The sequence below is a fragment of the Vibrio sp. G-C-1 genome (assembly GCF_021728015.1).
Lineage (GTDB): Bacteria > Pseudomonadota > Gammaproteobacteria > Enterobacterales > Vibrionaceae > Vibrio > Vibrio splendidus.
In genome coordinates this window covers 222,264-237,172 of sequence record NZ_JAKKCR010000010.1, presented here as the reverse complement: position 1 = coordinate 237,172, position 14,909 = coordinate 222,264, and the positions used below count along the sequence as shown (strand labels likewise).

Below are 14,909 nucleotides of genomic sequence, written 5' to 3'. Positions count from 1 at the left end.
TTTGCTAAGTAGAGAGATGACGTGCCATCTAAGTATTGCTTAGCAATGATACATTTTAGCTCTCGGCTATATTTGGACATAAAAAGACCCCCAATAATTGGTGTCCAACTATTGGGGGTCAGTTCAATCCCGCTGGCTTTTGTATAAAAGTCAAAGCATTGGCTAGCTATTATTTACTTGGGTATTCAATCCAACTAGAGCCATCGAGAGTAATGTAGTACTTTCCTTCTACCTCTATCACTGTCGAGCCCGAGTTCTGTGCCACTAGAGGCGTTTCCGGCAGGTTTTCAGCTAATTTAGCTGGAGTGAACTGGTGACGACTATAGATATCTTCTTCCAAAATATTAGCAACCAATTGCGAAAGCGCTAGATAGCTTGAAGGTGCTTTAACATGCTCGGTTTCACCATTACGCTTAATATTTTCTCCAAAAATTTTAATACCAACCGGGGTATGTACAATGGCAGGGGCGGGTATTTCCCTCATACCTTGTATTTGCATTCTGTCACCACGCATACCTGCTCCGTGTTCTGGTACGAGGGCAACAACGATATTGCGCTTTGATGCTTCAAGTTGTTTGAAAAAACCGTAAAGGTCATCAAGTAGGTTCTTTAAACGTTTTTTATAACTGATCATTGAAGTACTGGATTTTGAATTGATGATTCTATTGCCATCATGCAATGAGATTGAATTATATAGTGCGACTACTTTTTCATCGCTGCTGTTAAGCCTCTGTTGGAGCCAGTTATTTAGGACTTGCTTGTCTCTGAATATCGATGAGCCATCAAATGACTTTTGGTAAGGTTCAAACTCATCTTGAGACATGAGCTCTGTTTGTAAGTATCCATCTTTTTTTATCAACTCAAGGAAGCTGTCGAATACACCGTTATGGTTCATTAACAGGTTTTCTTCAAAGCCAAGATTTTTCAGGTTATCAAACAGATAGCATCGGTTTGATGGAGCTGATGCAAACAGTTGGCTGTGTTCTTGCTGTCCGCAGTTCGCTCTTAATAATCGAATAACAGCAGGGCCGCTGTATGACGTGCCTGCACTGAAGTTATCAAACATGATGTCAAATTCTTTAAACAACGGATGATTTGCTAAACCAGCAATCTCTATATCGTCCCACGCTACTGAACAAATACTTAATAACAATAAGTCAAAGGGTGCATCTGTTTTGCTGTCCGGGCTAAACGAGACAGAGCGAGATGCTTCCTGTTCGAAAAAGTCGGCTGTCAATTTGTTGAGGGACTGATCGTTTATTTCAGCAATTTGCGGTTGATCTGGACGTTGCACCACAGAATCGTTCGATTGTGGTAAATCTGAACTAACCACAACTTGAGCCGAAGAGTCGGTATTGCCCGGCAAGCTGACATAAAGCATGGCTACTACTACAAAGACTGAGACTCGCAAAAACTTACTTAGAATGAAATAACCCGCGCATAGAGTGAACAGGCCAACGAGAGCTTCGAGTGAAACAAATCTTCCCATAAGCTCAATAAGGTATCCGATCTCAAACTGTACCAATTGTCCTGCTTGTGCCCAAAGCCTATCTAGTGGAGGGAGGTAAGAGTCATAATGTAATAGCCAAGCCGCTATCACTATGGCTATTAAGTGGCGAAATGCGTTGATTGGTTTCACTGTCACTGGGAGCAGTATAAACAGTAATAAAGCAAAGTTTTCAACTGGGTGGTAGTCAATTGTCCCTTGAACTAAAAGGGCTAGTTTGGCGATAAAATAGACATTCCACCAACCTAAACTTAGGTTTGCAAAAATGGAATCCTTAACATGAGGTTTCATTATTTAAGCTTCTTATTTTTAGTGATAATCACATCTTGTTCGAAATATCGTGAACGAGTGAGATGACGTTGATAAAAGCGTTTACCAAGCTCAATAGCATCGCGCAGGAAGTACCCTAGTAGCACCCCGACAGAGATACTGATACTTGCCGTAAGTAGGAAATCGTTTATGTTCATATGTTTCCCTTAGAGGCGATGACTGTTTTTATGGCGAATAGGGGAGTTATGTCAGCAATGGGTTGAGAAATATCTGAAAATATTTTCTGTTCTGTCGTTAGTTTCGACACTTCAGGAGAGATTGCAGTTTGATCTTCTATGATGTTCTGCAGTTCGGCTTCGATATCATGTTGAGTGTCATAGGTTTGAACCGTATGGAACAGATCGCGAATAGGAAACTCGAAGATGTTATTCAGCGCAACATTGATATCGTTATGACGGATAGCACTAAAAAGAACATATAAGGCATTATTACAGGCGGTGACAATATCACCGTCTCGACGAATATGGCAAAGTCGCAAGCATTCCTCAGGGGTCATTCCGGGTAATAGATTAAGCTTTATCAGTGCAAATCGAATGCTTGAGCGTGATGATATTGCAATAACATCGCTACAATAATTGGTAAACTCTTTGTTGAGTAAATAGCCTTTGTTCCCGAACTTCAGATCATATTTGAGCAGTGATTCAACATTTTTAGGCAAGGAGCGAGTCGATACTTGGCCTTGTATGGCCTCGACCTGAGTCATAAAGCGCATGTGAGGAACTTGAACTGGACAGATCAAATTGACTCCCGCTCGCAGTAGAAACTTTTCATCCGTATATCGCAGACACTGGCTGGTCTCACGAATAACTATTTTTAACTGATTACCTGCTTTGGCTCGCAACCTGTAACAGTCAATAGCTAGCTGCCTAACTTCACTTTGATCGCCACAACTAAAGATCACGGTTGATGCTCTTGGACTATCGATCATGCTCAATAGTGTCTGATTGTCATTGGCTAAATGCACGCTTTTGGGCGCCTTAACTCCCTCACCTAAAACTTCTTTACTTGCATAAATCCGTTCGCTGTCTGCTCTGTCTTCAGTAGTGCCTGCTGAGTTTAGGCTCTGATTCAAAGTAGCTTCCAATTGATGGCTGTTTGAGCTCGTTAGGATATATTCGCTATCGGACTTAACCCCATGTTTGTTCGACCAAAAATCAACGAGGTAATTATAAGTCGACTCGTCTATTGGTGTCATCGTCGCTAACCCAGATATATGTCGGTTATTCGTGAGTAGTTTAGGTTTTAATATAGATGTTGCAAGGTTCCCATAAATACACAAACTGATCGCTAAGCTTTTGTTAATAGACAACTTTTCGATGTTTCGTAGAAACTCATTAATTTCATTGTTATTAGAATGAGCGAGTAAGGAGTCATGAATAAATAAAACATAAGTAGAACCCGTCTTTATATTTATCTTATGAATATCTCTGGATAGCAAAATAGGGTTAATTGTTTTTTTTGACTGATGAGTATTAACAAAATACATTTGATCTAGTGATGTATTTGCTAAGTTATTGATCTTTGAAACAACTTCGTCGGTGATTCCAGTTAAGAATGTTTCTTTGTCTGTGAAGATTGTAAGTGATGTGTTGTCTTGATTTATTAGTAAGTTGAATAAGGAATCAATTGCTAGTCGCTTATGAGTAAACAAATTGACGTATACAGATTCATACTCTCTTTCACTGGTGGTCACTGGTAATCCATGAATCGAGTGCATAAAGTTCCTTAAGTTCAGTGGCTTATTTATTAGTTGGTAAGTAGCATATAACGAAGGGACTTATACTTTAAAGCTACGCAACTAATTTATGACAATAAAATGACGTAGATATTTTAATCAAGTTTGATCGAAAGTTAAAATAGAGATATTATAATTTTTCAAATAGTTATGTGTCACATCGTATATCATAGTCATTATAAATGAATGTTTCCATGTTATTGATTTTAAATATAGATATTTGGTGAGCAGTTACAACCTGGCTTTAAGTTGCTCATTCCTTAATACCTAAGAAGAGACCATCTATTAAATGGAACGAGTGCGAACCAAGGTTCCACGGTTCATTTTTTAAATCCTACTAAGATTCTGCGCATAGGCTCGTGCGTTAAATTGTTATCAGCGTAATGGATACAGACTTAAGGAATTGACAGGAACGTCTTTACCTCTGTGTTTTTGTGCTTTTATTTTGGAAATATCGAGTGGCTGAACCAGCAAAAGACATTAATTCGATCTACGCTTCATATAACTTAACTGAACATCAGTATATTGAAATGACAGAGAATGAGTCTTATACACAAGTGAAAAGTAAGTGGTTAATATTTCAATCAAAGCGAGTCAATGATACCGAACATTTGGCTGGTAAAAAGCAGACAGGTTTAGAAGCGAAAGCGATATGAAACGTCTCGTTTTTGTTAGCTTGCGCGGTGGTTGTGGTTCTACGACTATTACTGCGAATTTGTCTCAGGCTTTAGTGAAGATCAATAAGCAAGTACTGGCGATAGATGCTTCACCTGAGAATTTAATGGGGCTCCATCTAGGCCTCCTTAATGAAGAGCACGAAGGGTGGGCAGGAAAAGTGTTGCACAATTTTTCCTTATTTGAAGCTGGTTACCAGAGCCCACAAGGCGCGGTGTTTATTCCCTTCGGTCAGTTGTCCTCCAAACAACAGAATCAATTCGAACAGAATAGAGCTCAGTTCCTGAACTCATTAGTTGAAACCACGTTAAATGCGAGCGAAGAGCAGGGTGAACAGTGGCAATTGTTCCATTCGCAGCTTTCTGATCTAAACAACCTATTGGCCAACGACGCTATTGATGCAATAGATGCGGTATTTCTTACAATTACGGCCGATGCACTTAGCTATAGCGCACTTCAATCGTGGATTCAAAATCATCCACTCTTTCATGACTTAGTCGCTATGGGAAAACTCCGAATTCTCATTAGTCACTATCAACCAGAAACTGAAGTAGGGCGTGATTTTATGTTGGTTTTGAAAAAAGAGTATGGTCGAATATTAGTGCCAGTACTGATCCATCGTGATACTGCCTTACTAGACTGTGTTGCTAACCTTACTACTGTTCAGCATTTTTCCCCGATTAGTCAGGCTGCTAAAGATTTTCAGTCTCTCGCTTTTTGGTGCGTTTCAACTTTTTCATCTAAGCAATCCCAGGGCTAACTTATGCGTAGCCTGAATTTGATTTTCCAGCGTTGGATAATAGACCAATTTAAATCCCAGAAGGTTGCCTATGAGCAATTCTGGAATTGCAGTGGTACAAGGGCTGGCGAGTTTATTTTGTCGGTTTGGTTTTCTTTGAGTTTTGTCTTTTTGAAACCAGTTATTGCGGGTATACCTACATGGAAGCTGCCTTTACATTTGTACCCTCATATCAACTTTGCTGCTCCGAGATTAGTTGATCCTGTTAGGTTTATGATTCAAACGCTGTGGCTTGTTTTTTTTAAGCAGACCCCTTGTGTTCTTGTGTCTAAGAAAGTGACTAAAGCTTTTAGTCAAGTCTCGGCTTGGCTTAAGAAAGTCTTTTATATACCGCTGGATCAAATATCTAAATTGGTTGTTTGGCTAGAGAAAACAGCGGATCAAACCAATGGCTCAGAAATTCGCGAGCGAATGAAAGAAAGTAAATTAGCGATGTTTTTAAACTACACGCTGCTTTTCTTTGTCGTTTTTATCGCGTTGCTCTGTTTTACCGTCCCTTTCGGTTATCAGGCTCAAACTGTATTTATATTGTTGCTCTGGGCTTTGGCCATGATGGTTCGCCGTATGCCAGGGCGCTTCCCAACCATGTTGCTCATTATTCTTTCTGTTACGGCCTCGTGTCGTTACTTGTGGTGGCGTTATTCGTCCACTCTAAATTGGGATGACCCGATAGCTTTGATTCTTGGCGGCATTTTGTTGTTGGCTGAAACTTATTCTTGGATCGTACTATTATTAGGCTACTTTCAGAATATTTGGCCTTTAAGTCGAAAGCCCGTTTCTATGCCCAAAGACCATTCAAGTTGGCCAACTATCGATTTGATGATTCCAACTTATAACGAAGACCTGGACGTTGTTAAAGCAACCGTTTATGCGTCGCTTGGCGTTGACTGGCCAAAAGATAAATTAAACATCCATATTCTTGATGATGGCAAGCGTGACAGCTTTCGAGACTTTGCTAAGAGTGTTGGAGTTAACTATATCCGTCGTCCTACTAATGAACATGCCAAAGCTGGCAACATCAATTATGCATTAGAGCGCACTAGTGGTGAGTATGTCGCAATCTTCGATTGTGACCATATTCCGACGCGTGCTTTCTTTCAGTTGACGATGGGAATGTTCCTTAAAGACCCTAAGCTTGCGTTGATACAAACACCTCACCATTTCTTTTCTCCTGACCCATTTGAGCGTAACTTGTCGAACTTCCGAAATGTGCCGAATGAAGGGAACTTGTTTTATGGTTTGATTCAAGATGGCAACGACCTATGGGACGCTACTTTTTTCTGTGGTTCTTGTGCTGTTTTAAGGCGTGAACCGTTAGAAGAGGTTGGAGGTATTGCGGTTGAGACGGTGACAGAAGATGCGCACACCTCTCTTAGAATGCACCGTCTTGGCTATCGCTCAGCGTATTTAAAGCAGCCCATTTCGGCGGGCTTGGCAACTGAAACCTTATCTGCACACGTTGGTCAACGCATCCGTTGGGCTCGAGGTATGGCTCAGATATTCCGTGTAGATAATCCCCTTAAAGGAAAAGGGCTCAAGCTGTCACAACGACTCTGCTATCTAAACGCGATGATGCATTTCTTGTCCGGTATCCCAAGGATAGTGTTTCTAATTGCACCTCTGGCCTTTTTGATACTGCATTCATATGTGATTTACGCTCCGGCGCTAGCTATTATTCTCTATGTGTTACCACATATGGTGCATGCCAGCATGACTAACTCGCGAATGCAGGGCGACCATCGTTATTCTTTTTGGGGGGAGGTCTACGAGACAGTTCTAGCTTGGTATATCGCAAGACCAACTACTGTTGCATTGTTTGCTCCCCATAAAGGTACTTTTAACGTAACGGCTAAAGGCGGCTTAGTCGAAAAGTCTCACTACGATTGGGTAATCTCTAGGCCTTATCTCGTCCTCGTTGCACTGAATATTCTAGGGGCTGGCGTGGGTTTCTACCGTTTAGGTTGGGGGCCGAATGATGAGGTCGGTACGGTCATTGTGAATCTTGTTTGGACTTTATATAACCTCTTGATCTTGGGTGCTGCGGTTGCCGTAGCGGTTGAGGCAAAACAAGTTCGTAAAGATCACCGAGTAGAAGTCTCGATGCCGGTTGCTGTGAAGCTTAATACCGGGCACCTAATTCAAGCGGAAATGAAAGACTTTTCTCTAGGTGGGATTAGAGTCGAGATTGATGGTGTTGAGGACAAAACCTGTGAGCATTTGCTTGGCCAGTGTTTAGAAGTCGTACTCAAACGTGGTGGACAAGAGTTCGTTTTCCCAATGACCGTTGCCTATGCTTCTAAAGGTATCTTTGGTCTTCAGTTAGAGCAATTGTCTCACCAGCAACAAATTCAATATGTCCAATGTACATTCGCTCGGGCTGATACATGGGCGAAATGGCAACAAGGGTATCAGTCAGATAAGCCGCTATCGAGTATGGGAGCCGTACTTCAGGTAGGGTTTAACGGCTATAAACGTTTATTGAAGCACAGCCCTAAATTTATAAGGGATAGTGTGGATATATTTTTAAAGTGTTTCGAATTTATTTGGTCACTAAGACCACGCTATGTCCCAATCAGGACCCCAAGTCATGCTAAATAATAAAACAATAACAGCGTTAGCTGCACTCTCCATCGCGTGTTTGTCGGGCAACGTTGCCGCACAAAATATTAAACAATATCAGTCAGAAATGTCTGCTGAGGCGTTACAGGTAGATAATAAAAATGCCGCAGTAGTTAAACGCGTCATTCCATTTAGTCAACTTGGCTATACAGGCTCGATTGCGATTCAAGGAAGTGAGGCAAGTGCCTACGTCGGGTTCGGTTCTCGACTTGATGAAGTCGTTTCAAAGGCGACTTTGTACTTTGATATCACTCCATCCCCAGCACTTCTCTCATTGGTTTCACACGTAAAAGTGTACTTGAACAATGAACTGATGGGTGTGACTTCTATTGTTGAAGGGCAGCAAGGGCAAAAGTTGAGTTTGTCTATGCCATTAGATACACGTTATTTCAGCAATTATAATCAAATACGCTTTGAGCTGATTGGCAATACAAAAACAGATTGTGCAAATCCAAATGATTCGAGTATTTGGGCGGAGATAAGTCAAAGTAGTCGAATTGAAATGTTTGTTCAGAAAACTTTGATCAAGAGTGATTTGAGCTTATTACCAGCACCGTTTTTTGATATCCGTGATTTCAGTCAATTAGATTTACCTGTGGTTATTGGCGATCAATACGACCTTGATGATATCAAAGCTGCTGGTGTACTCAGTTCGTATTTTGGTGCATTAGCGAGTTGGCGTGGATCACAATTTCCTTTGAGCTTGGATACTTTGCCAGACCGGAATGCAGTGGTGTTTATCACTAATGATAACAAACCCGATTTCTTACGAGACTTTCCCGACACCGATGGCCCTTACTTACAAGTTATTACTCATCCGACTAATCCTTACGTGAAACTTCTTTTAGTCGTTGGACGTGACAGTGATGACCTGAATACGGCAGTGCAAGGTTTGGCGTTAGGCAACCAAATCTTGACTGGACCAATCGCGAAGATTAATGAAGTTAAACAGATAAAGCCACGAGTGCCTTATGATTCGCCTAATTGGGTGAGTACCGATCGTCCTGTGGCTCTATCTGAGCTCGTGGAACAAAAAAGTGCACTCCAAGTTGAAGGGCGTACACCTCCACCGATCAGTGTTAGCTTGCGTTTGCCACCGGATCTCTTCACTTGGCAGAGTCGTGGTATACCGATGGACTTAAACTATCGCTATTCTCCACCAACCGACGATCATTCGGGATCTCGTTTGACGTTGAGTATTAATGATCAGTTTATTCAAGCATTCAACTTAACGACAGAAGGGCAAGGTGGTGATTCTAACCGTGTTCGAGTCCCGCTGCTTGATGATAGTTTTTTGAGTTCGGACGACCGAGTAAGAATCCCTGCATTTAAAGTAGGTAGTAAGAACCAAATCGACTTTGAATTTGGCTTTGCTTCGGTGACGGATGGACAATGCCAAGTTACTCAACCTAGTAAGCAGTATGCGGTCGTTGATGGTGATTCAACTATCGATTTTAGTGGCTTCCCTCACTACATCGAGATGCCTAATATGCGTGCATTTGCGACATCTGGCTTCCCATATACACGGATGGCTGATTTGTCGGAAACTGCGGTAATTCTACCGAAGCATGCGCCGATAGAAGCACTGCAAACTTTTCTCAATGTTATGGGTTCATTAGGTAGCGACTCTGGTTATCCGGGTGTTCAGGTAATGGTGACCGATCAATGGGATCGTGAATCTTTGGCAGACAAAGACATATTAAGTATTGGCGTTGCAAGCGAGCTTCAAGAGGCTGGCTATGACCCAGAGCAACTTAATCTTGTAATTGAAGCCGGACAGCGTCAAATTCGATTGCCAAGTAAAAATGAGCAACAGCTTGGGATGAACTGGATGAACCCTTCGAATGCTAAACAAGATGCCACAGATTATGTTTCAGTTGAGGCTAATGGGTCATTTGCAGCGATTTATGGAATGGAGTCACCATTTACAAGCAATCGTAGTTTGGTATCGATCATGGCATCGCACCCATCTGATTTTGCGTTAATAGATAGTGCTTTAAGTGATTCCGGTAAAGTGCAACATATGTTTGGCTCCCTGATTACGCTCAGGAACGATGAAGTCGCAAGTTACAATGTAGGTGCTCACTACTATGTTGGTGAGTTGCCTGTTTGGCAGTTAATTTGGTATCACTTTTCTAGTCACCCGATTCTTATTGCCTGCTTTGCCGCGTTGATGATGGTTATTGTAACTATAGTGCTGTGGAGAGTATTGCGTCAGGTCGCAGCCAAGCGTCTAGAGAAAACTGAGGAGGATGAACAATGAAAAAGCTAATCTTATTGATATCGCTATTGCTATCTCCTCAGCTTATGGCTGCTACGTGTGAGTGGCCTCAATGGAACAGTTTTAAATCGAGATATATTGATAGTGGACGAGTAATTGATGGTAGTGATGAGCGCTTAATTACCACGTCTGAAGGTCAGTCTTATGCTTTGTTTTTTGCGTTGGTTGCTAATGATCAAGAAACGTTTGAGCAAGTATTGAATTGGACTCAAACAAATTTAGCGGGTGGCGACTTGACTGCAAGGTTACCCGCTTGGCTGTGGGGAAAGAGAGTCGATGGTCAATTTGGCATACTCGATGCAAACCCTGCATCAGATTCTGACTTGTGGATTGCTTATGCGTTGGGTGAGGCGGGCCGCTTGTGGGATAACTATTACTATCAATCTTTAGGGCATTTATTAGCAGCTCGTATATTGAGGGAAGAGTCAGTTCAACTTACTGATGTTGGTACTATTTTACTTCCAGCACCCAAGGGTTTTGATCTCGGTGATGATGGCTACCGTTTGAACCCTAGCTACGTCCCTTTACAGTTGATTGGCCGTATGAAGCAACTTTACCCGCAATACTCGTGGGATTCTATGTACCAATCAAGCGCTCTAATGCTTGATCAAACATTGACGAAAGGTTTCAGTCCTGACTGGGTAACTTTAAACGAAAAACAATTTACCGCAGATAAAGTCACGGGCTCTGTTGGGAGTTATAACGCAATTCGCACTTATTTGTGGGCGGGTATGCTCAATGAAAAGAATCAACATAAAGAACAACTAGTTAATCGAATGCAGCCATTTGCTTCAGCGGTTAAACGGTTGGGAGCACCACCACGCGAGGTTGATACAGTAACTGGAAAGTATTCTCAAAAAGGAAGCGCAGGGTTTTCAGCCGCCGCATTACCATTACTTGCTTCGATGGACTATTCCGAACTACTTGAAGCACAGGCTATTCGGGCTAAAAATGAACTAGTGACTGGCAAAAACGACCATTATTATGACAATGTTTTGAGCTTGTTTGGTCTTGGTTGGCACAACGAGCGTTTTCGATTTGGCGAACATGGAGAGTTGCAACCAGCATGGAGCAAGCAATGTCAGTAAGAGTAGGTTCTTATTGGCTAGTACCCATTGCTATTGTGGTGAGTGGTCTTTTTTCTGTGGGTACGGTTAAGGCGATAGGCGTGAATTCAGCGCCTCTATCGAAGGCTCAGCTTGATCTTGTTTATCAACCAGTGCAGCTTGTTCAGTTTTCTTCTTCACTTGCTAGAGTTGATTCTGTGGAATGGCTAGTCAACCAACTAAAGCTTGCTGATGCTATCGATCGGGACGATATTGTAGAAAGTACTCTACAGAGGCTGTTTGCTATCGAAAAAGCGAATTTGTCTGGGCTTTACTATCAAGCAATGATGTTCTTGAAGCGTAAGCAGCCGGAATTGGCAGAACAAAGCTATCAGCGCTTAAAGGATATCGCTCCTAATTCCTCACAAGCCCGTTCTTTGTCTTCGATAATGGCCATTCAAGGTGACAAAAGAAGCGATTATCAACGAGCAAAGTTATTGGCTAAATCTGGCCGCTACACAGAGGCCATTAAAGCTTACCAAATTATTTTCCCCAACGGCATGCCCTCAGCAGCGCTTGAGCTTGAGTATCTGCAACTGCAAGCCAATTTGGATGATAACTGGAGTAAAGTGAAGATTGGACTTGAACGTCTCAATGTTGAATACTCAGGAGTTCCTCAATTCCAGCTTGCATTAGCCAATCATATACGCAAAGAAAATCCGGGTGACCGTTGGATTTTAGATACTTATCGACAACTAGCGTTGGCGCCCGTTGTTGGAACGAGTGCGGCTACTTCTTGGTTAAGAGCTTTAGAACAATTGCCCATCTCAAAGCAAGTGGCTGAGCAATACGCAATCCTCGCGAGTTACTATCCTTCAGATTTAGAGATTCAAAAAGCGAATCAAACGGCGAAGGAACGTTGGAAACTAGAGCAGGAGTTACGCAAAGACCCCACTTATCTTGCAAAATTGAAAGGGTTAAAGCTTCTCGAACTAGGTAAAACAAACCAAGCTGAAGTTCAGTTGCGTTATGCACTCACGACCCGCCCCAAGGATCCTGAAATTTTAGGGGGGATGGGTAAGGTTTATCTGCGAAAAGGACAACAAGAAAAAGCACTAGAATATTTCAAGCAAGCGCAACAATTGGATAAAAACCCAGACTCCTCGTCCAAATGGGCAACGTTGGTTGAAACCTCTCAGTATTGGGCATATTTAGATCAAGGTGATCTCCAGTTAGCAAAAGGCGAAAGGGGTAAAGCGGAACGCTTGTACCGTAAGGCGATAGCACTCGATAACACACAACCGTATGCATTTGTTGCTTTAGGTGCTCTTTACCTTGAGGAAGAAAAATATTCTTCTGCAGATAAAGCATACTCACAGGCACTAACTCTCGAAAAGTTGAATGGGTCCGCATTGCGAGGGCGACTTGACGTTAAGATCAATCAAGGGGATTGGGATGGATCTCGAGAAGTCGCAAATAGCTACTCATCAACTCAGCAGCAAGTTGTTGAAGATAAGATCAGCAGTATCGATTCTGAGATCATTCTTATTCGCTTAAGAAATGCAATTGCTAACAATGATGATAAAGCTATGGTTGAGTCAGTCGAAGCGCTTATCCAATTAAACCCTAGTTCTCCTTGGCTTAGATTGGATATTGCTGGCGTTGTTCGTTCTATGGGAGATCAGCCTCGTGCGGATCAGTTGATGGAGGATTGGGCAAAAGAGGGCTCTGATCCTGAAATGAAGTTCGCTTATGCGCTTTATCTTGCACAGAGCTTTAGAGTTGATCGAGCTATAGCAGAACTGGAAAGTGTTCCAGAGCAACAAGTAACCAGTTCAATGCAGAGAACCCTTACTCGGTTAAAGTTAGACTCTAAGCTCCAAGGTCTTGACACGCGTTACCAAGAATCACCTAAAGCAGTCTCGGATCTTTTGAAGGGTTTAGAGATACAGTATCAAGGTCAGGTCCAAGCCTTGTCTCGCATTGCAGGTGCTTGGATAGATGTTGGTGAAGTACCAGAAGCTGAGAGAATTTACCGGAGTATCGAATCGTCTTCACTTATTTCTATTGACGAGCAGCTTGCGTATGGTGGGTTGATAGTAAGTTTGAATGAATTCGAAGATTTTGATGCTTGGTTTGACGAATTAACTCCTAGTTTTGAAGCGCAAGACTTTAGTGCGTCAGAGTTTTTACAGTTTGATGAACTTAGAACACGTCGTATTTTGGCTGAAGCTGACTTAATGCTAGAGAATGAAAGCTTAGACCGATCTTTAGAGCTTTATAGTAGGGCGTTGTCGGAACCTGAACCTTACAAAACCCAGGCTCAAATAGGAATGTTGAGAGTTAGTGCCTTGAGCGGGGAGATTCCGGTCTATAACCAATATCATCCCATCTTAAAGCAAAAGGCTGACTTGTTAACGGCATCACAATTGATGACCACGGCGAGTGTATTTAATCAGCAAGGACACGTAGATGACGCAAATCAACTCAATGCATTACTCGATAGCAAGGCAGATGCGGGTGTGCTCGAATACCGAGACGGTATGGCAATTGCGATGGAAAATGAACAGTGGTTATTGGCTGAAGAGAGAGCTTATCAAGCATTGAACAATGACCGAATAGACAAAGCAGAACAACAAAGCCCTGCAGAAACGACGACTCCTACGTTGCGAGAGTTGTACAATAATAGTGATGATTATTGGTTAACACGCAATGTTAAGTCGGATTTAGATACATTACATGACCGTAGTGATGGTCACATACTTATTGGTTGGGATTACAGTGCTCGTGATGGTCAAAATCAATCGAATCAAGTACCGATTGAAGCTAGATTGCCAATTGAAGAGTGGGATGGTCATTTGTTACTTAGAGCCGACTATGTATCAATAGATTCAGGTAACCTCGAATATTATGACAAATCAACGAATCAAGAAGTTACTTCCTTCCAAGATAGTGCATCGGGTATGGCTTTGGGGGTTGGTTGGCAAGCTAAAAACTGGAGTGCTGATATTGGTACAACACCTGTAGGTTTTGACCACACGACTTGGGTTGGTGGTGTTAGTTTTGATGGTGATCTAGGGCAGTTTGGTTGGACGGCAGTTGCCTCTCGTCGTCCAGAAACAAGCAGTACACTCTCTTACGCGGGAATGTCAGTTCCTTCCGGTACTCCCGACATAGAAGGAACTAAGTGGGGTGGAGTTGTAAGAACGGGAGTTAAGTTTAATACCAGTTGGGATATAGGGGGGCCTTATGGGTTTTGGAGTAGCCTTCAATATCACACGCTAACGGGTGAAAATGTCGAGGATAACAATCGACTTGGTGTTCTTGGTGGTGCTTATTACAAGTTGATCTCTAACGATCACGAGCGTTTGAGTATCGGAACAAACCTGATTTATCTTGGGTATGATAAAAACCTTGGTGAGTACTCGCTTGGCCATGGCGGCTATTACAGCCCGCAAAGTTATCTGTCGGTTTCGTTACCCGTCAATTACTACGGTCGATACGACAACACTTGGTCATATTTATTAAGTGGCTCTATTTCCAATTCATGGACGCAAGAAGACGCACCATATCTGAGCCCAAATGGTACGTCTGAATCGGGTGGGGGTTTTGGTTCATCTTTTCAAGCGGCTGTTGAAAAACGAGTGAGTAAGCGTTGGTATTTAGGTGCATTACTGGATTTACAGCGCTCGGAATTTTACACACCAAACCATTTTATGCTCTATGCCAAATATACATTCAATGATCGTTGGCAGCCTATTGAATTCCCACCGGCAACACCGATTCTGTATAGTGATTTTTATTAGGAACTAATACTAAATAAATCCAAAGCGACTCAAGTGAGTCGCTTTTTTACATTGGCTTGATGCTAACTACTCGTATTACGCGTTGAGCGTGAGCTAATTAAGAAGATAGTT

At 42.3% G+C, this 14,909-nt stretch carries 9 protein-coding genes and 1 pseudogene; 6 read left to right on the top strand and 4 right to left on the bottom strand.

Annotated features, from left to right (window positions below; all coding sequences use genetic code 11):
• From L3V36_RS23960 to bcsE, 4 genes and pseudogenes are all read right to left on the bottom strand, one after another.
• A pseudogene (locus L3V36_RS23960) lies at window positions 1-80 on the bottom strand (helix-turn-helix domain-containing protein); the annotation flags it as partial.
• Window positions 81-169: 89 nt separating this feature from the next.
• A complete protein-coding gene (bcsG, locus tag L3V36_RS16085; protein ID WP_102447660.1) occupies window positions 170-1,798 on the bottom strand; it encodes a cellulose biosynthesis protein BcsG in 1,629 nt (542 codons plus the stop codon).
• Entirely contained in the window at window positions 1,798-1,974 is a 177-nt protein-coding gene (locus tag L3V36_RS16080; RefSeq protein ID WP_171330485.1) for a hypothetical protein, read from the bottom strand. Before L3V36_RS16080 ends, bcsG begins: the two co-directional genes overlap by 1 nt.
• Window positions 1,971-3,554 carry a cellulose biosynthesis protein BcsE gene (gene bcsE, locus L3V36_RS16075; protein WP_102447661.1) on the bottom strand — a complete coding sequence of 528 codons (1,584 nt, stop codon included), beginning with the start codon at window positions 3,552-3,554 and terminating at the stop codon, window positions 1,971-1,973. Before bcsE ends, L3V36_RS16080 begins: the two co-directional genes overlap by 4 nt.
• A gap of 476 nt (window positions 3,555-4,030) precedes the next feature.
• Between bcsE and L3V36_RS16070 the strand changes: the two genes are divergently transcribed.
• The 6 genes from L3V36_RS16070 to L3V36_RS16045 are packed head-to-tail and all read left to right on the top strand — an operon-like array spanning window position 4,031 to window position 14,798.
• On the top strand, window positions 4,031-4,228 hold the full coding sequence (locus L3V36_RS16070) for a hypothetical protein (protein ID WP_017094450.1): 198 nt from the start codon (window positions 4,031-4,033) through the stop codon (window positions 4,226-4,228).
• Window positions 4,225-5,007 carry a cellulose biosynthesis protein BcsQ gene (bcsQ, locus tag L3V36_RS16065; protein ID WP_017094451.1) on the top strand — a complete coding sequence of 261 codons (783 nt, stop codon included), beginning with the start codon at window positions 4,225-4,227 and terminating at the stop codon, window positions 5,005-5,007. Before L3V36_RS16070 ends, bcsQ begins: the two co-directional genes overlap by 4 nt.
• Window positions 5,008-5,010: 3 nt before the next feature.
• A complete protein-coding gene (gene bcsA, locus L3V36_RS16060) occupies window positions 5,011-7,644 on the top strand; it encodes a UDP-forming cellulose synthase catalytic subunit (RefSeq protein WP_102447662.1) in 2,634 nt (877 codons plus the stop codon).
• A complete protein-coding gene (gene bcsB / locus L3V36_RS16055) occupies window positions 7,634-9,928 on the top strand; it encodes a cellulose biosynthesis cyclic di-GMP-binding regulatory protein BcsB (RefSeq protein ID WP_102447663.1) in 2,295 nt (764 codons plus the stop codon). Before bcsA ends, bcsB begins: the two co-directional genes overlap by 11 nt.
• Window positions 9,925-11,034, top strand: a complete 1,110-nt coding sequence (bcsZ, locus tag L3V36_RS16050; RefSeq protein WP_102447664.1) for a cellulose synthase complex periplasmic endoglucanase BcsZ — start codon at window positions 9,925-9,927, stop codon at window positions 11,032-11,034. Before bcsB ends, bcsZ begins: the two co-directional genes overlap by 4 nt.
• Window positions 11,025-14,798 carry a cellulose synthase subunit BcsC-related outer membrane protein gene (locus L3V36_RS16045; RefSeq protein ID WP_102447665.1) on the top strand — a complete coding sequence of 1,258 codons (3,774 nt, stop codon included), beginning with the start codon at window positions 11,025-11,027 and terminating at the stop codon, window positions 14,796-14,798. The genes bcsZ and L3V36_RS16045 overlap by 10 nt, the downstream gene beginning before the upstream one ends.
• Window positions 14,799-14,909 lie beyond the last annotated feature (111 nt).